The following is a 23393-nucleotide window of genomic DNA, read 5'->3' as shown; positions in this document are numbered from 1 at the left end:
AAATATTAATGTCTTGCTTAAAATATTGAAAAAACTAAAGAATAAAGAATTACGGGTTTTCGTGTCTTTTTTCTTAACAGCTATCTTAGGCGCCGGTACAAATTTTATTACACAGATCCCTTATAAATATCTTTTCCTTCATTTGGGCTTTGCCGATAAACCGGCCTTTAATTTCAGTGTTTCGGCTGGTTATCTGACAGCCACTGTGGTAAGTTTTATTCCGGCAAAAGTTTTTGCATTTTCTGCCAGGGAGTCAGGCAATACGCGGCGCGAATCGGTAAAATTTTTAACCATTGCTCTATTAGCCTGGGGAATACAGGTGGGCGTTTCATCTCTGGCATTTGATCATCTGGCCAACCGGTATTTTGCTGAACAGTCGTTACTTGTTCGTGAAAAGAGCTCTCATGTAATTGGTATGGGAGTCAGTTTTCTTGCCAATTACTTTGGCCATAAGTTTCTTACTTTCAGAAGCACAGGTATTTATAACAGGATAAAAACCCGTAACGAACGCCAGAATTGAACTTTATCAAGATAATATTGCTTTTTTAAGCCTCATTTAAGGTGATTTTAAAAAAAATTTAAGAATCGCTTGCTTTATATCTTAAAATAAACTTAAATTTGCAATGCGTTTCAAACCTTAAACATCATAAAGAAATGAAAAAAGTATTTGCAATTTTATTCGTAGCCGGTATGGCATCTCTAGCAGCTTGTACTTCTAAATCAGAAACTACTGCTGATTCAACATCTGTTGATACAACTGCAACTGCCGTTACTCCTGATACTACAGCTGCTGCTGATACTACAGCTGCTGCTGATACAACTAAGAAATAATTCTTAATCAGATAGTTTCAAAAGAAGGTCTTATTCGATTTAAACGAATAAGACTTTTTTATTTAACACCAATAATAAAAAAGGTATCAGGTTGGAGCCCGATACCTTTATTATTGACAATCTTATAAACTTCAAATTCCTCTCATCTTTTAAAAGCCGATTATTAATTTCCTTACAATATCTAGAAATAGTAACTTTATTATTTCATAATAGTTATCTCTCTTTTACCATTTGGTGCCTTCCATATCGTAGTTCCATTGAGTAGAATTTCATAAGTTGAAATGATATATGGAACATGGGATATCCGACAAGAGATTTCATCTTTACCGCCATCGGGCCAGTTTATAGTTACCTTGTATTCATCCTCTGTGGGCTCGTATATTGTCGGAGTAACTCTTAAGTAGTACTTGCCATCTCTTTGGCCTAATTCTGGAATTTTAAACCCTATATAGCTTATTGACTTATCCTGATTCGGAGGTGTCGTAAAATCAAGACTTATATGACCAAAGTTAAAATTATCACTCAAATTTGGATTTAACATATCTTTATTAGTCACCTTCTGGGTAATAAATACATCAAAATATATTTCTACCTTTTTATCATATATCTTAGGATGCTTCTCGCATGAAGACACTAAGAAAAAAATTATTATAATTGGAAGTGTAGTTTTCATAGCATGTATTTTAATATAAATTATAAATCATTTCTTTGCTGCTTTCATAATAATGATAAGGTGGGGACCAATAGTCATATGCATAAAAGCCATCCTGCGACCCTTCTCGTCCCCAATTCATGTGTAAATATAAATATGTGCCTGATTCGCAAAAATTATAAGTATGGTACCCATCAGTAACCAATGCATGCCCACTGTCATAGGTAGCAAATATCCACCATCCAGAATACTTTCCTCCTGCAAGAACTACAGGATGTAAATTATCTAAGTTAGAAATTACAGTTTGATAGTTGTAATTATCATATTGAGCAGAAGAGTAACCATAATCATTTTTAAACGATAAATACCCATCGTATGTAGCTGCTGCAGATCCTGTACATTGATAATCCATATCAACATTATCTCATATATCTTTTAATAAAAGTGATGTTGTTACACTGCCAGGCGTATTTGGCATTGCAGACCAATTCCAAGTTGATGGCTTCTGGTTGTACTTCATTATCTGACCCATTGCAGTTGCAACGCATCCAGCCCAAGCACGACCATTAGAAGTCTCAGTAGCCGAATTACAGCCCAAATAAGGTGCAAAGTCGTTATATCCAGCATTTTGCCCCTATATAGTTGCCATAAGCGGGCCGAGATTATACTCACTAAACTGACATCCAGGGTCTTCTCCTGGGGGTTCAGTGGTTTCTCTGCCCTTACCAGCACTGTTAAAAAGCTTACTATCGAAATTACTCTTTAAAATTCGGTTTATATATTTAATATTCCACAGTTCTAACGCCTTGTCACTCGTTTTTCTTGCTTCTTTTAACGCCTCCTTTACGGTATGGAGCCAATAAATGATTGACGATGTTAAATCTTTTGAAACTTCAAAATTTCCAGTTTTAGAATAAGCTAAAATTGGAATAATGCGTTTGTCAGCAGCTAAAACTACAAAGCCACCACCTTCATAATTTATGACATAACAAATATTCTCTCCTTTTTCATCGGGGATTGGCGTTAATTTAAAATTAGGTTCAAGGGGTAGCTCTTGCTTTAGGAGTTGACGATGTAGTAACTAATTGGGCGATTTTGGAAGCTTCACTCAATGAGACTGCCATAGGTGATTCAATCTCCTGTTCTGCTATAACCTTTTCTTTATCGCACGCGAAGAAAGTCAACAATATTAATAGATAGTAAATGTACGCTTTCATAAGTCACAATTAAATTGTTTTAACTAATTACTCATAAATTTTGCATAGTTTTCTTTAGGATAGAAATTAAATTTATTTACTGGTACCTAAAAGATGAAACGTATCTGTATGATAATTTACCCACTAAAAAATCTAAATCTCATTTTTGTTTTACGTACCCCAAAAGCGATATGTTTATTTATGAGTTGTATGTTTCGATATTTGTAGACAAGGTTTTATAAGTGTTGGCGTGAACCAAAATGATATAAATACGAGCAAAACTGCCATATAAGACCCTATTAGCCAATCCTATACACCTTTAAGGCCTTAAAATCTTTGGCCTGCAGTTCGATTTCTTCCTTTGACGCTTATAAAAAAGAGGTAGTTAGAATTTCTTCAAAACTACCTCTTTTTTATAGCCAATACACCCATTTTAAAAATTATCGCTCCAACGGTAGGCCTCTATTAACTTCCTCTCTCCTTCTGCCCCTTTATAGGCATTTCCGTGTTCCATACCCAAAATAAACTCCTGATTATTGGCCTTTGCCTTATTATAGATATGTTTAAACAGACTCCTGTAATTTACCTCTCCGGTAGTAGGTTCATTACGGCCGGGCTCATCCCCTATCTGAAAATACCCGATTTCGCTCCAGCACCAGTCCATATTTTGTGTCAGGCGGCCTTCGTTGCGTTGCATGTGCCACATATCAAACAGAATCTTGCACGACGGGCTGTTAACTGCTTTACAAATCATGTAGGTTTGGTCTGAATGGCGCAAAAACAGCTCCGGCGTATCGCTAAGGGGCTCAAGCACCATAGTTAAGCCATGTGGCTCCAGGATGTCGCATGCGCGTCGTAAAGCATCAATTACGTTTGCGGTTTGTATGCCCAGGGGTAATCTTCTTTCAAAAAATCCAGGTACTACTGTGGCCCATTTGGCGTTAACACGCTTGGCTACCTCTACAGAGGCACGGCAGGTTTTAAGGAAATTTTCAAGAAACTCTTTCTTTCCGGTGGTAAGAGATATTTTCCAGTTATCGCCGCCGTCAATCACAAATACCCCCATTTTCATATTCAGCTTTGCAAGGGTTTCCCCAATCTTCTTTTGTACATCTACGGGGCGCCCCAGCATTCCGTTGTCTTCCAGCGCCATAAAGCCGTTGTCGGCCATAAATTTTAGCTGGTCAATCAGGTCTTTTCCAGCCAGATTCTCAAACATACCAAAATGTGGTGCATATAAGAGCTTGAATTGATTGGCCGCTACCAGGTTGTTTTGCGGCGCCTCAGCTGCCAAAGAAGCACCCAATGGCAGTGCAGACGCTCCGGCAACCATAGCGCTTTTGGAAATAAAATTTCTGCGATTCATTTTTATTCTATTAAGGGGTTGATTGATGCAAGCTAAAGAAAGTAATGCCTTAGACCAATCCGGGGTATATCCTGAGTTTTGTTAATACAAAAAGTCAAGATTCTCGGTTTTGATATCTTCGGGGTCCAGTTCAAGAAACTCTTCCCAGAAGGGGTTCTCTGGTAGTGGTGCAATACAAAGAATGGGTTCTTTTTTAACCGGATGCACAAAGTATAAACGGCGGGCATGCAAATTAATATTACCCTCGGGGTTGGTTCTGGGGAAACCATACTTTATGTCTCCTCTTATCGGGCAGCCCATAGTTGCCAGCTGAACTCTTATCTGATGTGGGCGCCCCGTTATAGGGTTTATCTCTAACAAATGAAAGTGATTGATTTCTCCCAGATAGCGGTAGTTCAATTCTGCTTTCTGCGAACCGTTCACTTCTGTATCATAAGCCGTAACAACGTTTTTCTCTTCATTTTTTACCAGCCAGTGGGTCAGCTTGCCGCTTTTTTTCTCTGGTCTTTTGCCTACTACAGCCCAATAGATTTTCTGAACATCGCGGCGCCTGAAAAGTTCATTCATGCGCTCAAGTGCCTTTGAGGTGCGTGCAAAAACCACAATACCACTCACGGGGCGGTCAAGCCGGTGAACCGTACCCAGAAAAACGTCACCGGGTTTGTTATATTTCTTCTTAATATAATCTTTTACGTAGTCTGCTAATGTTTTGTCTCCTGTGGCATCTCCCTGCACTAAAATCCCTGGCGCCTTATTAACAATAATAAGGTGATTGTCTTCATAGAGAACATAAAATGGATGTTTCATATCATTATAATTTGCTACAAAGATACTTAGTTTTTTGTAGTTTAACTACAAAACTGTATCTGCAGGGGTATTTAGTGGGTACAACAAGCCCATACTGCACAGGCTTATTGCGGTTTAATAAAACTTCTGGTACGGGCTGTTTATTTCAATCAATATTCTAAAGCTATGCGGCGGGTTTCTTCATCAGTACGGATGTAGTCTTCCAGGGTTGGGGTTTTAACAAAGCTAACCTTGTGCATACAAGCCTCAATGAGGTCAGACATCTCAAGAAAACCAATCTCCTCTTTCAGGAATGATGCTACGGCTATTTCATTAGCGGCATTGACAATACAGGCCATATTGCCTCCTCTTCTGAGTGCCTCAAAAGCAAAGCCCAGATTACGGAATGTCTGCGTGTCTGGCTGTTGAAAAGTAAGCGACGGATACTTTGTGAAATCGAACCTGGGGAAGTCTGATTTTAAACGGACAGGATAAGACAAAGCAAATTGTATAGGCACGCGCATATCAGGCAAGCCCATCTGCGCCTTAATGCTGCCGTCTTCAAACTGCACCATAGAATGAATAATACTTTGCGGATGCACAACCACATCAATCTGCTCGGGGGTCAGGTCAAACAACCATTTGGCTTCAATCACTTCCAGCCCCTTGTTCATCAACGATGCCGAATCAATGGTAATCTTCGCGCCCATGCTCCAGTTAGGGTGCTTCAAGGCTTGCTGCTTGGTAACAGTTTTCAGAAATTCGCGGTCTTTACCAAGAAACGGCCCGCCTGAAGCCGTTAGAATGATTTTTTCAATGGGATTATGAAATTCTCCGACCAGGCATTGAAAAATCGCCGAATGTTCAGAGTCAACCGGCAGAATATCAACTTTATTTTTTTGTGCCAAATCTGTTACCAGTTCGCCAGCTACTACCATTGTTTCCTTATTAGCCAAAGCTATATGTTTACCGGCTTTAATAGCTGCCAGGGTGGGTATCAGCCCTGCATAACCAACCAGAGCAGTCAGCACCATTTGAACCGATTCCATCTGTACTACCGATGCCAGCGACTTCTCTCCGGCATAGACTTTTATCTGAAGGGGGTCAAGTGCTGCAAAAACTTGATCATATAGCGCTTCGTTTGAAATTACCACTACATTCGGCCTGAACCTGGCAGCCTGCTCAATCAGCAAATCGGCATTGTTCTGGGCTGTGAGTACTTCTATTTCAAAAATATCGGGGTTGGCGGCAACCACTTCCAATGCTTGTGTACCAATTGACCCTGTTGAGCCCAAAATAGCGAGACTTCTTTTCATGTAGTGTCGTGAATGCTTTTTTCTTAGAATAAAACGTATTACACCGGCGTTATTAGTATCCTTATTACAAAGCTGTTATAATTGTTGCTGTTAACAAAACCGGTTACAAGGGTTATATGAGGGCAAATGTGGTTATTACAAATCAAATAACATCCTGAAGCCAGTCTGGCTGGCAAAGTTCGTAAAATTTAACGAGAAAGTTTTTATTTTGCCATTCGGATTAAACTTTCATTTATTGCAACATGAAAGGCTTTAGGAATATTTAAGTGAGGAACCAAACCATGCAAACGGCTGAAGACCAATTTCAATTTTTTGAGGGAATACTTTTTGAAACACTGGGGCACGATGTGCAGGTGAATGAGTATCGTCTGTTACAGGGTGGAAGCATCAATGCTACGGTCCAGATACTTACCAGTGAAGGCAAGTATTTTGTTAAATATAATACGCTTAACTACGACCAGATGTTTGCGGCCGAGGCACGCGGACTTGACCTGCTGCGCGAAACGAAGGTGATTAGAATACCCGAAGTAATAAACTGGGGAAGGCGAGACGGACACGATTACCTGATTCTGGAACATATAGAGGCCAATAAACAGAATAAGTTTTATTGGGAAACCCTTGGGCATAAACTGGCCGCCTTGCATAGAAACACCAGCGATTGTTTCGGGCTGGGCTTTAATAATTACATTGGCTCGTTGGAACAAAACAATGAACCAAACATTAACTGGATACCTTTTTTTATTGAGAAAAGGCTGAATGTGCAGGCTGGTTTGGCTTATTATAATGAGCTGATAGATAAAGAAGTATATGACAAGTTTCAGAAGTTCTACGAGTTACTTCCTTCGCTGCTTCCGGATGAAAGACCCTCGTTATTACATGGAGACTTGTGGGCAGGCAATGTTATTGCCGACAACATTGGTGAACCCTGCCTGATAGACCCTGCCGTATATTATGGCAACCGCGAAGTAGAACTGGCCTTTACCCGTCTTTTTGATGGTTTCGATAACCGTTTCTACGAGGCTTATCATGAGAGTTTCCCATTACAGCCACGGTTTGAAGACCGCGCCGGCATTTATAATTTGTATGCACTTATGGTACATGTCAATATTTTCGGGGCAATTTATCTGCCGCCCGTATTGAGAACACTTAACCGGTATTTATCTTAAACCACAAGCAGATTGCAGCCTCTGATATCGGAGTTATCGAACCGGCCAATAACACTGAACTGCTGGTTTGCTGGCTGATAAGCCCCTAAATCCTGGGTTTCAATGAAGCAACAAGAATCAACATTGGCCAGGTCTACTACATTAATACCTCCACGAACAACTGCTTCTTTCGATAAACCCGTATGAAACTGTGTCGAGATAATTTTGAAAGGGTCGTTGATTTCCCGCAACAGCACTTTCATTGAGGCCGGTAGCTGAAATACACCTTCACCCATAGAATATCCCTGCGAAAGCAGTTCAGTCATACCGTATTCAGAGTGAATCTGTTTAACCGGCAAAGCTTTTGTAAGAATGGCGTGTACTTCCTCACGCAATAACTCTTTTCTTCGTCCTTTCATACCACCGGTTTCCATTACAATGAGCCTGTCTTTCAGATTTTCCATGAAAGACAAATCGTAGCCTTCTTCTACCAAATCAAGCAGGGCAAAAGTTACACCTATTAACAAAACCTTACGGTGTGTCTGGTTGTTTTCTGAAAGCTGCTGCAGCTTATCGAGCATCTCTGCGGTGTTATGAAGGTAGAATCCTGATTCACGCGAGTATGTGCGGTAAATAAAACTTTGCACCATATACACCAACGACGAATTATTTCGTTCAAGATACGAGGGCAGCAAAGCAAGAATATGGTAGTCGGTTAATGGCCCATAAAACTGCTCAAAGATTTTCTGGCTGATGTGTTCATAAAAAGGCAGGTCGCTTACGTAATGCCTGCTTACATTCTGCTGAGTTGTGCCGCTGCTTTCAAAAACTATTTGTTCGGGGGCATTGCCAGAAATGATTTTATGATGCTTGAAGAACTGAATAGGCAGAAACGGAATTTTCTCCAAACGATTGATTCGTCTGGGGTCAATTTTCAGAAAACCCAGATATTGATTATATACCGGATTGGCCACAGCCTGAAACCGGAAAATCTCAAGAGCCAGCTCATCAAAAGTATGCTGATTCTGAGGATAGTCACTTAACTGAAGAACTGCCGATTTGAGTTCGTCTCGGATACCCATGAAATAGATTTATTGGTAGTTTCGGGGCATAACAACAAAAAATGTTACGGTTAAGCCTAAAACTTTCATTTTTATACTAAATTGCTTCTAAAATTACAGATTACAGATGAAAAAGGTTTCAGTATTGGTTGTTTTTAGTGTAACAGTATTGCTAATTGGCTGTTATAATGACATATCGTTCGATTTAATACCATATATTGAGTTTAGAGATTTACGTAAAGAAACCACCCTGGACAGCTTCTCGGGTTCAAAGAAAGATTCAGTAATTATAAGCATACATTTTGAAGACGGCGACGGAGATTTAGGCCTGAGCGAAGAAGAAAAAAAGGTAGCTGTAGATAAGCAGGACTTTAATTATTTGCTAAAGATATTCAGAAGCAAGGACGGCGTATTTCAGGAGATTCCACAACCGGTACCTTATTCGGGCTTCTTTCCGCGTCTTAAATTAGATGATAAAAAGCGCCCAATAGAAGGAACGCTTAACTACTCAATTGTATATTTTCATAATTCTGTTCCGGCCAAAGACACCGTTAAGTATCAGATTACGATTAAAGACCGGGCAGGAAATGTTTCAAATACGGTAGAATCGAAACCCATTATTCTCAGAGAGTTTTAACGATTTGATTTTTAATGCCCGGTTTTCAGCGTTACCAAAAACTTTTATATGCCCCGGTTTTTTACTGCCTGAGGCCTGAAATAGTTTCAAGCCAACCCGTAATTTTGGTTTAGTTTTAGTACTTCATAAAAACCACCTGCCTTAAAACCAGATATTATTGCACTATTCCTATTAACAATTTAATAATGATAGGATAATCTACCAAAAACAAGGTTTTCTCATTGTATTTTTCTAATTTTGCAGTTTATTTCAAAAAGGTGTAGTTCGTTAGTCGTTTATCCGTGATGCGTTGGGGTAAAGATTGGCGCATTACGATAACTTTAGACTTCATGCAAAATATTAGAAACATTGCCATTATTGCCCACGTTGACCACGGTAAAACAACCCTGGTTGACAAAATTATTCATGCTTCAAAAATCTTCAGAGAAAATCAGGAATTTGGTGATTTGATTCTTGATAACAATGACCTTGAACGTGAGCGCGGAATCACCATTGTGTCGAAAAACGTATCAGTACGTTATAACGATGTAAAAATCAATATTATAGATACCCCGGGCCACGCCGACTTCGGAGGAGAGGTTGAACGCGTTTTGAAACTGGCTGACGGTGTTATTCTGTTAGTTGATGCTTTTGAAGGCCCGATGCCTCAAACCCGTTTTGTATTAGGCAAAGCCCTGCAATTAGGTTTGAAACCAATTGTGGTAGTAAATAAAGTTGATAAAGAAAACTGTCGCCCTGAAGAGGTACACGAACAGGTGTTTGACCTGATGTTTAACCTTGAGGCTACCGAAGACCAGCTTGATTTCCCGTGTTTGTATGGGTCGTCTAAACAAGGCTGGATGAGTACCGACTGGAAAAAACCAACGACTGACATTATTCCTTTACTTGATGCCATTGTTGCCAATATTCCGGCGTCACCGGTTGTAGATGGTACAGCGCAGATGCAGATTACCTCTCTTGATTACTCATCTTTTGTTGGTCGTATTGCCATAGGCCGTGTGGCCAGAGGTGTACTGAAAGAAGGTATGCAGGTAGCGCTTTGCAAAGCAGATGGAAGCGCCAAAAAGATGCGTATTAAAGAACTACACGTTTTTGAGGGCCTTGGTAAAGCAAAAGTAGCAGAAGTGAGTTCGGGTGAAATTTGTGCTGTAACAGGTATTGAAGATTTTGAAATTGGTGATACCGTTGCCGATGCAGAAAATCCGGAAGCCCTGCCACGTATCGCTATTGATGAGCCAACCATGAACATGTTGTTTACCATCAATAATTCGCCGTTTTTTGGTAAAGAAGGTAAGTTTGTTACATCGCGCCACTTACGTGACCGTCTGATGAAAGAAACAGAGAAAAACCTTGCCCTTCGCGTTGAAACCGGCGATACTGAAGATAAATTTATTGTGTATGGCCGCGGTATCCTTCACTTGTCGGTTCTGATTGAAACCATGCGTCGTGAAGGTTACGAACTACAAGTGGGCCAGCCACAGGTATTATACAAAGAAGGTGAAAACGGTGAAAGACTTGAGCCGGTTGAAACCCTTGTAGTAGATGTACCGGAAGAAACAGCCGGAAAAGTAATTGAGCTGGTAACGCAACGCAAAGGCGAATTATTGATTATGGAACCCAAAGGTGACTTACAACACCTTGAGTTCAATATTCCGTCTCGTGGTTTGATTGGTTTACGTTCAAATGTATTGACTGCTACTTACGGTGAGGCCATTATGAACCACCGCTTCAAGGCCTATGAGCCGTTTAAAGGTGCAATCCCGGGTCGTATCAATGGTTCGTTGATATCGATGGGTAACGGCCCTGCAACACCTTATTCAATTGATAAACTGCAAGACAGAGGGGTTTTCTTTATTGACCCGAACGAAGAAATTTATATGGGTATGGTAGTAGGCGAACACAACCGTCAGAATGACCTCGTGATTAACCTGCAAACAGCCAAAAAGCTGACCAACATGCGTGCTTCGGGTTCTGATGACAACGTGCGTATTGCACCGAAGATTAATTTCTCTCTGGAAGATGCCATGGAGTATATCCAGAAAGATGAATATCTGGAGATTACGCCTAAGTCGATTCGTATGCGTAAAATATACCTTGACGAAAACGAGCGTAAACGTTATGAAAGCAAAGGCGCTTTTGCAATAGCTTAATTTGCTCAGAAGTAATAAACGAAGAAACCCTGCCGGCCGGTAGGGTTTCTTCGTTTATGGGCATATAAAAACTCAGTCTTCAAAACTGGCATCCCGCTTCTGGCTTTTAGCCATGAAGGCTTCCTGCAAATCGTTTGATAGCAGCATGGCGGCGTTCCAGGTTGCCATGTAGTTCAGGCCGTCGGCAACAGTGTGGTCTCTGGTATGCAACAGAATATGCTTGGTACCACGGATAGACAAGGGCGACCTGGCAGCTATAGTAGCGGCCAGTTTAAAAACCTCTTCCATCATGGTAGCTTTATCATTGTAGGCACTGTTTACAATGCCTATTTTTTCAGCTTCTTTGCCGCCTACATGCCGCCCTGTATAGGCCATTTCACGCACCCGGCCCTCTCCTATCAGCTTTGGCAGCCGCTGAAGTGTACCTAAATCGGCTACCATACCCATGTCAATTTCCTTAATAGTAAAGAATGCATCTTCGGTGCAATAGCGTATATCGCAGGCACAGATAATGTCCAGCCCGCCACCAATACATCCACCGTGAACTGCTGCTAAAACAGGCTTGGAGCAGTTTTCAATGGCATTAACCGGTGCCTGCAGCCTGAGAACGTCTTTCCTGACTTTTTCTCTCCTACGGCCCTCACACGTAATATCTGTTTGTGCTACCGACATCAGCAGGCTTAAATCTATGCCTGCGCAAAAGTGTTTGCTCTCGCCGCCTTCCAGCACAATTACCCGCACTTCAGGGTTTTCATCCAGATTCTCAAAAGTATCTTTGAGTTCGTCCCAGGCGGTCTGGTTGAGTGCATTGGCTTTTTCGGGCCTATTCAGTACTACATGGGCGATATGATTCTGTATCGTAAGTTTTATTGTTTGCATAGCTTTAAACGTGGCTGAGTTTAACAAAAAAAGCCGGAGAGGGTCATATCTCCGGCTAAATTTAACATTATTTTATAAAGAATTATTATTTCTTATCTCCGCTTGTTTGCACACCAGAAGGCTGGTTCTTTTTAGCTTCCTGCATTGGATTAGGCCCCGGATTAAAACTTCTCTGCTTGAAAGCCTGGAAACGGGTAGGTTGTTCTGGCTCTTTAGGGAAGGTGTTGTCAGACGTATCAATATCCGGAATCTCATGGTAAGGGTCCAGCTTGAACTTCGCTACTTTTTTGGTAGTTACCAAAGTCTTTTTCACCTCTTTATCATTCAACCTCCAAAGTTCGGCCGGTATTCTTACGTCTTCAAAGGTGCCGTCTTCAAACTCCATTCTGATAATTACAGGCATTACCAAACCACCTTTGTTTTTCAGGCTTAAAACGTAAAAGTTCTTGCCTTCATCTACCATTTTACGCTCATCGGCTGAAAGAGTAGAAAGATACTGCTCATATTTTTTCTTATCGGCGTCTGATACTGCAAATCTATCATAAGCGTTATAGAAGTCTCGCATGGTTGAATCTGCCTCTACCACCGTCTGTTTAATATCTGTTTTGTTGCGGATATTGCTCAGCGTTTCTTTTTTGGCATCCGCATCCGCTTTAGCTGCTGCTTTAATTTTGGTGGGGTCCTGCGAGTCTATACTATACCATTCTACATTAGCAATGGCCTGGTCAACCGGCTCAACGCCATAAAACCAGCCTTTCCAGAACCAGTCAAGGTCAACGCCTGATGCGTCTTCCATTGTACGGAAGAAATCGGCAGGTGTAGGGTGTTTAAAAGCCCATCGGCGTGCGTACTCTTTAAACGCGTAGTCGAACAGTTCACGCCCCATGATGGTCTCCCGAAGAATGTTCAGCCCTGTTGCAGGTTTTGAATAAGCATTAGGCCCAAAAGTACCCGGCAGAATGTTATCTGAACTACTCATAATTGAGTTCTGTTTATCGGCATCCAGTTTCATGTAACTGGTAATGTATTGTGGCTCTATACCAGTAGCCGGGAAGTTCCTGTCCCACTCAAGACAGGTTAACCCTTCCAGGAAAGAGTTCAGGCCTTCGTCCATCCATGACCACTGGCGCTCGTCAGAATTCACAATCATTGGGAAGAAGTTATGACCAACCTCATGAATAATCACCAGAATCAGAAAGTTTTTAGTTCCTTCTGAATACGTGCCGTCAGCCTCAGGGCGTGCGCCGTTAAAGCTCATCATCGGGTACTCCATACCCCCTACCGAACCATGAACCGAATAAGCCACCGGATACGGATAAGCAACGGTGCGTTTTGAGTAGTTAACCAATGTGTGTGCCACTACACGGGTTGAGTATTGTCCCCAAAGCGGGTTAGCCTCTTTAGGATATAAAGACATTGCCCATACTTTTTTGCCTTCAACGTCTACCTGCATGGCATCCCAGATGAATTTACGAGAAGTAGCAAAGGCAAAATCGCGTACATTTTTGGCTGCATAAATCCAGGTCTTTTTGCCGGTTGGCTTGCCCTTTTCGGCAGCCTCGGCTTCTGCCTGTGTAACAATCAGTACCGGTGTTTTTGATGTTTTGGCCTGCTCCATGCGTTTTAATTGAGTTGGAGTAAGCACTTCTTTAGGATTTTGCAGCTCTCCGGTGGCACCCAATACCATATCGTTAGGCACTGTCAGCGCTACTTTATAATCTCCGAAAGGAAGAGTAAATTCTCCCTGACCCAAGAACTGTTTGTGCTGCCATCCATTTACGTCATCGTAAACAGCCATACGAGGAAACCACTGGGCAATTTCATATAGTAAGTTACCATCTTTCGGAAATAGCTCAAAACCGCTTCTACCACCTACCAGTTTCAAATCGATGATGTTAAATTTCCAGTCGACCTGAAACACAAAGGCCATACCTTTAGCCAATGGCGCTGGCAGGTCTATACGCATCATAGTTCCGTTAATGGTATATTTCAAATCTTTTCCAGCGGCATCTTTCACAGCCAGAATTTTATACCCGTAGTCTTTATCATTAGCGCCACTCAGATTACCAATGCTGGTAAAACTAGACCCACTGGTTGGGTTAATGGCACTCTGGCGGGTAGTGTTTCCGTCTGAGTTTTTAGAGAAAACGTTCTGGTCAAGCTGCATCCATAAGTAACGGAGCTCTTCAGGCGCATTGTTGGTGTAGGTTATTTTCTCTGTACCGGTTATGCTTTGGTTGTTGTCGTTTAGTTCAGCTTTGATGTCGTAGTCTGCCTTTTGCTGCCAGTAGTCTCTGCCAGGTGCTCCGGCTGCTGTACGAAAAGTATTAGGCGTAGGCAGGGCAGTGCCCATTTGCTCAAATTTGGTATTGGCATTGTATTGGGTAGCAGGCGCCTGCTGCGCTTGCGCCGAAACCATGCCGCACAAAACCGTCGCGATAAAAATGGAGATTTTTTTCATGCTTTGATGAAGGTTTAATACTCTGTTAGTGTTAAATGTTTGCGATTGATACAATTTATTTTAGTCTTATGCCTTGGGCGATTGCAGTTAAAAAAACCATTTCTCGGTCATCAGTTTAAATGCCACCCCTGCAACAAAACTTGACAGTATGAGATTCCAGGTATGTTTTTTTACATGGAAAACATTGAGCATTAAAAAAGACAATACCAGTGCGATGGATACAATCAGTATCTGCCCGAACTCAAGCCCCACATTAAATGCCAGCAACTGCTGAATGATGTTCTGGTCTTTACCTAATAAACTGCGGAGGTAATTAGAGAACCCCATGCCATGAATAAGCCCAAAACCCAGGGCTAAAAAATACCTTACCGGCGAAAAATGCTCTGGTACCAATACACTTGTGCTGCTCTTATGAAACAGATTGCTGATACAGGTAATAATAATTGTTACGGGTATCAGAAACTCAATGAGTTCGGTACTATAATCAATCACATTTAAAGCTGCTAAAGCAAGTGTAACCGAATGCCCGATGGTAAATGCTGTTACCAAAATTAAAATTCGTCTCCAGTCAGATATCCTGTAAATGGCACATAAGGCTATTACAAATAAGATATGGTCATAGCCGTTGATATCGGTTATATGTTGATAACCCAACTGAAGGTAAATTGAAAATTCGGTCATTAGTTTAGTGGTTAGGCAGTATATTAGTAATAGCAAAAATACAAGTTTTGCAAAACCCTGATTATAAAGCCACTGCTTATTTTTAAAATTTTTAAGAATTACCCGCTTTCATAAACATTTTACGCAGGGCTTTTATCCGGTTGGGTTGTATTTGGCACAAACACCTGATGCACATAAAGCAAAAATAGCAGCCTGTAAACAAGCTGCTATTTTTTAATTTATAACGGTTTCTGACGTATCAGAAGAATTTCGATCTGTTATCTACGATTTTCGCGTTATCGCGGATAGCCTGGTTGGCCATATATGAAGCGCCAAAACCTCCGGTACGTTGCAATACCTGTGCTTTATACTGGCTGTAGTCTGCAATGGCTGGGGCGTTTTCAAGACGCGTGGTTTCTACAATAAACACACCGTTTTCGCCAACAAATGGTTTTGAGCGTTTGCCTGATGCCAGACTGAAAATCTTACCGATGGCGATAGGGTCAACACCTGGAGTAGTTAACAGACCAGTGGCAAAACTGATACCATTGGCGGCCTCAACTATAGCACCCGCACCATATTTTTGTGCAATTTGCTCTAAAGTGCCCGAAGCCCCGTTCAATTTTTTCAGAATCTGTTCTCCTTTAATTTCGTTACGCACTTTGGCTGTTAAAGCTTCTCTGAAGTCGTCTACCTTAGGGCTGTCTTTTTCTGATTTAGCTGTAACTGCTGCCACAATAAAATTATCGCCTATTTCAAAAACGCGGTTAGAAACCGAGCCTACTTTGGTGTCGTCATTAAATGCCCACAAAACAACTTCGCGTGCGTTCTGTATTGTGTTGAAAGCAGTTGCTTCAGGGAAAACCCTTTCGGCTTTCAGCATAACCAGTTTAGGGTCTTTCTTAACGGCCTCTTCAAACTCTTTTTCTGAACCTGCACCTGAACGCAATGTTTCAGCTCTTTGATACGCCGCATTGCGGGTTGCTTCGCTGGCCTGTAATTCGCGGCTGATGCTGGCTATTTTATATTTTAAGTTTGACTTAGGCTCAGTTACTTTAATAATATGGTAACCAAAGTCTGTCTCTACCAGATTAGGTATCAGACCAGTTCCGCTAAAGCCAAACACGGCGTTGTCAAATGGTTTTACCATCGCACCTTGTTTAAAGAAACCCAGGTCTCCGCCTTGCTGAGCCGAACCGTCCTGGCTGTTGGTACGAGCCAGCGTTGCAAAATCTGCACCTTGTTTCAGCTGGTCAAGAATAGACTGTGCCTGTTTGCGCGCCAATGCTTTTGCAGAATCTGGCGCTGTTTTGTTTACCGGAATCAGGATATGGCTTGCTCTTGCAGTGTATGCGGTGTCGGTAGTGGTACCTTCATATTTATGAATAGAATATACGCTTCCTTCCTTAAACGGCCCGATTACCGCACCAGGGATAGCCGATGCCAAAGCCGCTTTCAATTCCGGGGTCAGTTCGCTGGCTGAACGCTCAAACGGCAATCTGATTTCTGAATTGATGGTGGCATAATCTTGCGGGTCTTTAGCTGCAGCCAAACCTTTTGCAAAAGATTTGATGTCTTCATAAAGCGCGGCGCTGTCTTCTTTAGTAGGAGCAACCTGATACACCACATAGTTGAAAGAGCGGCTGTCATAACCTGTATATTCATTTTTATGTTTACTCAGGTAATCAGACAACTGGCTGTCTGTAACTTTAATGGTAGTATCGTTTACGCTAAAGAATGGCACATACAAATAACGGGCGTCTGCCTTGCTAACCTGGCCTTCGTATTCTTTTTTGGCTTCTGCTGTTGTTACAAATGTGGCCGCACTAATTAATGCATTGTATTTTTCTAACAAACGTTGTTTGATTGCCTGTTTTTTGATTTGCTCCCAGGCCATTTTCTGAGGTGCAGGCAATTGGTTTTTAGCTGCTGCGTCAATAAACTGAATATGACTGTTGCGGTCATACTGCCCTGTTTGAGGATTAGTAAATTGCTGCCTGATAAGCGGGCTAAGGTTTTTGGTGCCCTGAATCATCTCGCTTAACTCTTCAGGTGTTACTTTCAGACCTAATTTTTCAAATTCTTCATTATAGGCAATGTCGAAAATCATCTCCTCCCATACCTGATTGCGGAGTTGTTGAACTTCCTGCTCCTGAAGAGCTCTGCCTGCCTGTTGTTCGTAGTTGGAACGTGCTGCATCCAGCTTTGCCTGAAATGCCTGGGCATCAATGGTAGTACCGGCTATTTCACCGATTTTGTTTTTATTACCACCAAACAAGCCTCCATTTCCGCCACTTCCGTAGAATAAGTCTCCTCCAACGATAAATAGAATAAGGGCAACTGCAATAACTGCAACTGCGATTCCCGAACGCTCCCGAATTTTGTTAATTAAAGCCATTAGTTTTTATTTTATACTTAGATTTTGGTCCGTGTTTTTAGGAATATAGGTTTAAATAGTAAAGTACTCAAAAAAACGAACCGCAAAAATACACACATTCATACATAATATCAAAGAAATACAATTAGTAAAATGTGTTTTTTAAGAAGTTTTATATCCGGTAACTTAACCGATTGCCCAGGGGTGTAGCCAAAATCCTTTTTCAGGGTTCTATCTGCCCGTTTTCTTCAACAAAGCCGACAAATTATTTTTTGTAAATTATTTATTTTCAGTTGTTTGATGTACCCCAAAACACAGTTAAAATTAAAAACCGCATACTGGCAGCAAATCCTGTTACCCATTGCTGCACAAACTTTGCCACAAAAAAGTTGCGTTTTAATAAAACCTGCCCCACAACCCTACGCAAAAACAAAAAGTTACTGATGGGCTATTGAAACTATCAAAGCTGCCGCAACCACGGTTGTTTGTATCTATTTGGCAGGCACATTAAAAACTACTATAATTTGTGAATGTACATGATTAGAGACAAATAATTGCCTAATTTTGTACGTTTTTCGAAAAAACACTTATTCATCGTATGAAATATCGTATCCCCGGTTTTTTCTTTCTGATTGCATCCTGTTTTTATGCCTGCCAGAATACCGATTCTGCTGCTGAAGCAGATGTATCTCAGATACAGGTAAATGTGACAATTGAGCACCTTGAAAACACATTGATGAACCTGAAAAGCAAAGAAGAAATCAAAGGTTTTCTTGAAAAACACCCGGTCTTTGTTGAAACCTTCTATCAGACATCGGCCAATGACCCGGCTCTCATTGACCGGATTGATATGCTGATTCATCACCCTGCCATTCATGAATTGTACCAGCAGACACAACAGGCATTTGGCAATTCAGACAGCCTGAGGCTTCAATTTGAAAATGCCTTCAGGCACATAAAATTCTATTACCCCGATTTCAAAGAGCCAAAGATTATCACTACGTTTGCCGGTCTGGACAATGAACTGGTAGTTACTGATAGTCTGATAGTGATTCCGTTGGAATCTTTCATTGGCCCCGGAGCCAAATACCGCCCGCAGCACCCTAACTATATGCTGAAACGATACGACAAACCTTATCTGGTACCTACGGTGATTACTTTGCTGTCAAGAAAATACAACAGAGTTGATTTGAACGACCGTTCTTTACTGGCCGATATGGTGTTTTATGGCAAGAGTTTTGAGTTTACCCGGGCGGTTATACCCAACATTGCTGATTCGCTCGTAGTTGCCTATGCCGACTCAAATCTTGTAAAGACCTGGCATAATCAGGAATACGTGTGGGGGTATTTTCTTGACAACAAACTACTTTTTGAAACCAACGACAGAATAAAAGACAAGTATGTGTCTGAAAGACCATTTGTAACCGAAATAGGGGCTGACTGCCCCGGGCGCATTGGCCAATGGGTGGGTTGGCGAATAGTGAGCCGGTATCGAACCGAAAACCCGGCGGTTACGTTAGTACAACTGATGGAAAACACCAATGCTCGCGAGATTTTTGAGCAATCGAAATATAAAGGGCAAACAGAAGAATAGTCTGCCTGCCTATTACCTTTTAAAATTTAAAATCCCCGGCGGTATCTGAGGATAAAGTACTATGGCAAAAAGAACCCGAAGTTTTGGAGAAGAGGCTTCAGAAAAAGACAAGAAAAAACTAAGTAAAGAAGGATTCAGAAAGGCGCTGAAGGTTTTCAGATTTACGTTGCCTTATAAATGGACATTTGCGATTGGCTTCATTTTTCTGGTGTTGTCGCAGCTTACGTCAATGAGTATTCCGCTTTTAATGGGCCAGATGGTAGGAGCCATTGTTTCGCCTGAAAAAGCGGCTTCAATACCTAATTCAAACCCTATTGGCAATGCAAGTATTTTAGGCGACAAGCTTCAGAATGTTTTTCATGCTGCACCTGAATTTACTTTAAACGAGGTTACTTTTCTGTTCGTTGTTTTACTGATTCTGCAGGCGGGTTTCTCTTTTCTGAGGGTGTACACTTTTACGAGGGTATCTGAGCAATCCATGCGAGACCTCCGCAAAGAGTTATATGCCAAAATTATCACGCTGCCGGTTACTTTCTTTGAAAAAAGCCGGGTGGGTGAGCTGATGAGCCGGATAACGTCTGACGTAACACAGTTGCAGGATGTGCTTTCTACCACACTGGCCGAGCTGTTCAGACAGATATTTACGCTGGTGGGCGGTGTGTTACTGATTACGCTTATATCTGGCAAACTGACACTCTTTATGCTGTCTACGTTTCCGTTTCTGGTGGTGGCCGCTATTATTTTCGGACGGTTTATCAGAAAAAATTCTAAAATTGTACAAGACGAACTGGCCAAGACAAATATTATTGTAGAAGAAACCCTGCAGTCGGTCAATGTAGTAAAAGCCTTTACCAACGAACGTCTGGAGGTAGCAAGATACACTTCTTCTATACAGAAAGTAGTTGAATATGCCCTCAAAGCAGCTACTTTCAGGGGTGGTTTTATTTCGTTCATTATTTTTGTATTGTTTGGTGGCGTTGTAGGGGTTGTATGGTATGGCGGTAATCTGGTGCTGAGTGGTGAGCTTGATTTTAAAGACCTGTTTACATTTATTATCTATACAGGTTTTATCGGAGGCTCGGTTGGTGGTTTGGGTGATATGTATGCTCAGATTCAAAAAACGATTGGGGCGTCTGAAAGGGTACTGGAAATTCTGGGAGAGGAATCAGAAGTAGATGTTTCGCGTACGGTTGAATTTAAGAAAACAGCCGGAAATGTTTCATTTCAACAGGTAGGTTTTGAGTATCCTTCAAGGGCTGACGTAAGCGTGCTGAAAGATGTATCAATTGAGGTGAAATCGGGAGAGAAAATTGCATTGGTTGGGCAAAGCGGGGCTGGTAAATCGACACTGGTGCAGCTTTTAATGAAGATGTATCCGCTTACAAAAGGCCAGATACTGATTGACGGTAAAGATATTGCCACACAAGATGTAACCGAACTCAGAAGTAACATTGCCATAGTACCGCAGGAGGTAATGCTTTTTGGAGGCACCATTTTTGAGAATATAGCCTATGGCAAACCGGGCGCCACTGAAGCCGAGGTGTTTGAGGCCGCCAGGAAAGCCAATGCCTACGACTTCATCACGTCGTTTCCTGAGAAATTCCAGACAATTGTGGGCGAAAGAGGTGTGAAACTATCGGGCGGACAAAGACAGCGTGTGGCCATTGCGCGGGCTATTCTGAAAGACCCGTCTATTCTGATTCTGGATGAAGCCACCAGTGCACTTGACTCGGAATCTGAAAAACTGGTACAGGATGCGTTGGATGAACTGATGAAAAACCGCACTACCATTATTATTGCGCACCGCCTGGCAACCATCCGAAATGTAGATACTATCTATGTCTTAAAAGACGGCAGGATTGCCGAATTGGGTTCGCACGACGAATTGATACTAAAAGAAGAAGGAATTTACGCAAATCTGGTTAAATTACAGTTTGAAAACGTAAATTTGCTGGTAGAATAGGTCTTGTAATTAATGTACTCGAAAAGTGCAGATATTGACAATACAAAACGACTTTCATGAATTTATCGTTTATAAATTATGAGTCTCTCTAAAAATACACTGAAAGAATACGACTTGCGCCATACGGGCTGTCGTGAAGATATATTGGCGTCTTTTCAGACTTACAGCCATGCGCTTTCGCACGGAGACCTGGAAAACCTGTTCGGAGAGCGCTTTGACAGGGTAACCATTTACCGAACCCTGAAAACCTTTGTTGAAAAAGGTATAATACATAAAGTATTGGACGACGAAGGCGGCACCAAGTATGCACTCTGCCGTTCTACTGAGTGCTCTCATGAAGAGCACCATCACGACCACGTTCATTTTAAATGTTTGTCGTGCGGTAATACTACCTGCCTTGAAAGTGTGCATATACCTAAGATTAGCTTACCCGATGGCTACAAGCTGTCTGAAATTAATATGCTTATGCAAGGCACCTGCCCTGTATGCAATGCCTGAAACCCAGCCGTTTCAGCATGCTGTTTTTAGAATTGCCTTGCTTTCACTGCTTTAATCCATGTCTTATAAAACCAAGCTTATTATTGCTCTCGGGCTTGTCTATGTGGTCTGGGGTTCTACTTTTTTAGGTATGAAGTATGCCATTGAGGTGCTTCCGCCCATGATGGTTTCCTGCTTACGATTCCTTACCGGCGGTATACTGTTGTTTATCTTTACTTTGTGGAAAGGCTATGGCATACCCGACTTCAAAGAGATACGTAACGCTGCTGTTGTGGGTGTAACACTGAGTGGCATTGGCAATTGTACAGTGGCGTATGCGCTGCGCTTCATGCCGTCAGGCCTGGTTGCATTGCTGGTTGCTACCTTACCTGCCTGGATGATAATGCTCGACTTTCTGTTTTTCAGCAAAGCCAAGCCAACATTTATCGGTTTAATTGGGTTGGTGATAGGCCTATTCGGGATGGCTTACCTCCTTGACCCGATGAATCCGGCCAATACTGCCAATCGGGAAGTGGCCGTTTTCCCGGCCTTACTGGTATTTGCGGGTTCAGTTGCCTGGGCTTTTGGTTCTTTGAAATCCCCATATATGTCGCTCCCGAAACCTGTTCAGTCTACCGCCATACAAATGATAACCGGCGGATGCTTCTCTCTGGTAATGAGCCTGATATTTGAAGAGAATCATGTGCAGGCCTTTCGTAATATGACACAGGAAACCTGGCTGGCATTAATTTACCTCATTGTAGTGGGCTCTTATATAGGCTACAGCGCATACTTGTGGCTGATTAACAACGCACCGCCACAGGTTACAGCTACTTATGCGTACGTAAACCCGGTAGTGGCCTTCTTTTTGGGATGGATTTTTAAAGGAGAGGTGCTCACCCCACGCTCACTGGTTGCCTCAGCCATTGTTCTGACAGGCGTGATTTTAATGACCATGGGGCGAAAAAAAAATGTAGCCATAAACACTTCTGCTGAGTAGACCCGAATATCAGGCAGTAAACTTATCCAACTGTTTTACCAGCACATCAAAGTCTTTCGGGTAAGGAGCCTCTATCTTTATTACCTCGCCATCCAGTAATCGGAAAGTAAGCGAATGCGCATGCAAAGCCACCCTTTTTATCAAGGGTAATTCTTCAGTACCTTTCTTAAGGTTGAATTTTTTGCTTTTCAGCTGCGAAAGGAAGATGTCCTCTCCACCATAAGTAGGGTCACAAACAATGGGGGCTTTCAGGCATTGCAAATGCACACGTATCTGGTGCATGCGGCCTGTAACCGGAATACACTCTACCAATGTATGATACCTGTAGGCCTTGAGCGTAAAGAAGATAGTTTCAGCTATTTTACCTTTCTCACGGTCTATCCTTACAGCCGTGCCGTCTTTCAACTGGGCAATAGGCAAAAATACCGATATACTGTCAAAATCATGTACGCCATTTACTACTGCATGGTAGCGCTTGGTTACCTCACGGTTTTCGAACTGCATGGCCAGGTTCCGGTAAGCTGCAGGGTTTTTAGCAATGGCCAATACCCCTGATGTCTCTTTATCGAGCCGGTGGCAAAGCTGGGCATCATCTGAGTAGGCCTTTGCCAGACGCAGAATGCTCTGGTGTTTGTCTTGGGTGCGTTCGTCAAGGCTAGACAGAAACGGCGGCTTATTAATTACTATATAATCGTTGTTTTCAAAGATTATCAGATCTTCAAAAACAACATTTTTTGGTGTAGTCTTTATTTTGGGGGTTTCCTCAAACTCAAACTCGAAATCCATACTGCTAAAAGAAAGTAAATTTTATACAAAGGTAGGTTATTATTATGAAAACATGC

The 23393-nt window shown here is 41.9% G+C and carries 22 protein-coding genes; 9 read left to right on the top strand and 13 right to left on the bottom strand.

Features of this window, described 5'->3' with window-relative positions:
- The first annotated feature begins 25 nt into the window (after positions 1-25).
- Together MB380_RS00905 and MB380_RS00900 are read left to right on the top strand one after the other, a co-directional pair.
- Positions 26-520: a GtrA family protein gene (locus MB380_RS00905; protein WP_253532190.1), complete on the top strand. Its 495-nt coding sequence runs from the start codon at positions 26-28 to the stop codon at positions 518-520.
- A gap of 134 nt (positions 521-654) precedes the next feature.
- The gene (locus MB380_RS00900; RefSeq protein ID WP_253532188.1) at positions 655-831 is read left to right on the top strand and encodes a hypothetical protein; all 177 of its coding nucleotides are present in this window, start codon (positions 655-657) and stop codon (positions 829-831) included.
- 199 nt (positions 832-1030) lie between these two features.
- Here the strand turns inward: MB380_RS00900 and MB380_RS00895 are convergent, their stop codons facing one another.
- The 7 genes from MB380_RS00895 to MB380_RS00875 form a co-directional block, all read right to left on the bottom strand.
- Positions 1031-1504: a hypothetical protein gene (locus MB380_RS00895; RefSeq protein WP_253532187.1), complete on the bottom strand. Its 474-nt coding sequence runs from the start codon at positions 1502-1504 to the stop codon at positions 1031-1033.
- Between the two features lie 10 nt (positions 1505-1514).
- A complete protein-coding gene (locus tag MB380_RS00890; protein WP_253532185.1) occupies positions 1515-1895 on the bottom strand; it encodes a C10 family peptidase in 381 nt (126 codons plus the stop codon).
- Between the two features lie 12 nt (positions 1896-1907).
- Positions 1908-2081, bottom strand: a complete 174-nt coding sequence (locus MB380_RS21920) for a C10 family peptidase (protein ID WP_409014644.1) — start codon at positions 2079-2081, stop codon at positions 1908-1910.
- Positions 2082-2117: 36 nt separating this feature from the next.
- The gene (locus MB380_RS21915) at positions 2118-2465 is read right to left on the bottom strand and encodes a Spi family protease inhibitor (RefSeq protein WP_409014705.1); all 348 of its coding nucleotides are present in this window, start codon (positions 2463-2465) and stop codon (positions 2118-2120) included.
- Between the two features lie 647 nt (positions 2466-3112).
- Positions 3113-4045: a hydroxypyruvate isomerase family protein gene (locus MB380_RS00885; RefSeq protein ID WP_253532183.1), complete on the bottom strand. Its 933-nt coding sequence runs from the start codon at positions 4043-4045 to the stop codon at positions 3113-3115.
- Between the two features lie 81 nt (positions 4046-4126).
- On the bottom strand, positions 4127-4852 hold the full coding sequence (locus tag MB380_RS00880) for an RluA family pseudouridine synthase (RefSeq protein WP_253532181.1): 726 nt from the start codon (positions 4850-4852) through the stop codon (positions 4127-4129).
- Between the two features lie 149 nt (positions 4853-5001).
- Positions 5002-6147, bottom strand: a complete 1146-nt coding sequence (locus MB380_RS00875) for a 1-deoxy-D-xylulose-5-phosphate reductoisomerase (RefSeq protein ID WP_253532178.1) — start codon at positions 6145-6147, stop codon at positions 5002-5004.
- A gap of 281 nt (positions 6148-6428) precedes the next feature.
- Here MB380_RS00875 and MB380_RS00870 point away from each other — a divergent pair, with 281 nt between their 5' ends.
- Entirely contained in the window at positions 6429-7313 is an 885-nt protein-coding gene (locus MB380_RS00870; RefSeq protein ID WP_253532177.1) for a fructosamine kinase family protein, read from the top strand.
- Here MB380_RS00870 and MB380_RS00865 read toward each other — a convergent pair.
- Positions 7310-8374: an acyl transferase gene (locus MB380_RS00865; RefSeq protein WP_253532176.1), complete on the bottom strand. Its 1065-nt coding sequence runs from the start codon at positions 8372-8374 to the stop codon at positions 7310-7312. The two genes, MB380_RS00870 and MB380_RS00865, sit on opposite strands and share 4 nt — an antisense overlap.
- Positions 8375-8480: 106 nt before the next feature.
- Here MB380_RS00865 and MB380_RS00860 point away from each other — a divergent pair, with 106 nt between their 5' ends.
- Both MB380_RS00860 and typA read left to right on the top strand, forming a co-directional pair.
- Positions 8481-8990, top strand: coding sequence for a hypothetical protein (locus tag MB380_RS00860; RefSeq protein ID WP_101728250.1), 510 nt, complete (start codon positions 8481-8483; stop codon positions 8988-8990).
- A gap of 329 nt (positions 8991-9319) precedes the next feature.
- Entirely contained in the window at positions 9320-11140 is a 1821-nt protein-coding gene (gene typA, locus MB380_RS00855) for a translational GTPase TypA (protein WP_253532174.1), read from the top strand.
- A 72-nt stretch (positions 11141-11212) separates the two neighbouring features.
- Here typA and MB380_RS00850 read toward each other — a convergent pair whose 3' ends face one another.
- The 4 genes from MB380_RS00850 to MB380_RS00835 all read right to left on the bottom strand — a co-directional run bounded on the left by MB380_RS00850 (position 11213) and on the right by MB380_RS00835 (position 17538).
- Complete coding sequence (locus MB380_RS00850; RefSeq protein WP_253532165.1) at positions 11213-12019, bottom strand: crotonase/enoyl-CoA hydratase family protein; 807 nt, start codon at positions 12017-12019, stop codon at positions 11213-11215.
- A gap of 85 nt (positions 12020-12104) precedes the next feature.
- A complete protein-coding gene (locus tag MB380_RS00845) occupies positions 12105-14480 on the bottom strand; it encodes a M1 family metallopeptidase (RefSeq protein ID WP_253532163.1) in 2376 nt (791 codons plus the stop codon).
- 87 nt (positions 14481-14567) lie between these two features.
- On the bottom strand, positions 14568-15161 hold the full coding sequence (locus MB380_RS00840) for a HupE/UreJ family protein (RefSeq protein WP_253532161.1): 594 nt from the start codon (positions 15159-15161) through the stop codon (positions 14568-14570).
- 238 nt (positions 15162-15399) lie between these two features.
- Positions 15400-17538: a peptidylprolyl isomerase gene (locus MB380_RS00835; RefSeq protein WP_253532159.1), complete on the bottom strand. Its 2139-nt coding sequence runs from the start codon at positions 17536-17538 to the stop codon at positions 15400-15402.
- 577 nt (positions 17539-18115) lie between these two features.
- On the opposite strand from MB380_RS00835, the gene MB380_RS00830 reads away from it, so the two are divergent.
- The 4 genes from MB380_RS00830 (at position 18116) to MB380_RS00815 (ending at position 22551) form a co-directional block, all read left to right on the top strand.
- Positions 18116-19111: a gliding motility protein gene (locus MB380_RS00830; RefSeq protein ID WP_253532157.1), complete on the top strand. Its 996-nt coding sequence runs from the start codon at positions 18116-18118 to the stop codon at positions 19109-19111.
- Between the two features lie 61 nt (positions 19112-19172).
- Entirely contained in the window at positions 19173-21074 is a 1902-nt protein-coding gene (locus MB380_RS00825) for an ABC transporter ATP-binding protein (protein ID WP_253532155.1), read from the top strand.
- A gap of 78 nt (positions 21075-21152) precedes the next feature.
- The gene (locus MB380_RS00820; RefSeq protein ID WP_253532153.1) at positions 21153-21572 is read left to right on the top strand and encodes a Fur family transcriptional regulator; all 420 of its coding nucleotides are present in this window, start codon (positions 21153-21155) and stop codon (positions 21570-21572) included.
- Positions 21573-21630: 58 nt separating this feature from the next.
- Positions 21631-22551: an EamA family transporter gene (locus MB380_RS00815; RefSeq protein ID WP_253532151.1), complete on the top strand. Its 921-nt coding sequence runs from the start codon at positions 21631-21633 to the stop codon at positions 22549-22551.
- A 9-nt stretch (positions 22552-22560) separates the two neighbouring features.
- Here the strand turns inward: MB380_RS00815 and MB380_RS00810 are convergent, their stop codons facing one another.
- A complete protein-coding gene (locus MB380_RS00810) occupies positions 22561-23337 on the bottom strand; it encodes an RluA family pseudouridine synthase (protein ID WP_253532149.1) in 777 nt (258 codons plus the stop codon).
- Between the last annotated feature and the right edge of the window lie 56 nt (positions 23338-23393).

The organism is Emticicia sp. 21SJ11W-3 (assembly GCF_024138715.1).
GTDB classification, from domain to species: Bacteria; Bacteroidota; Bacteroidia; order Cytophagales; family Spirosomataceae; genus Emticicia; species Emticicia fluvialis.
This window is presented reverse-complemented; position numbering and strand designations above follow the sequence as displayed.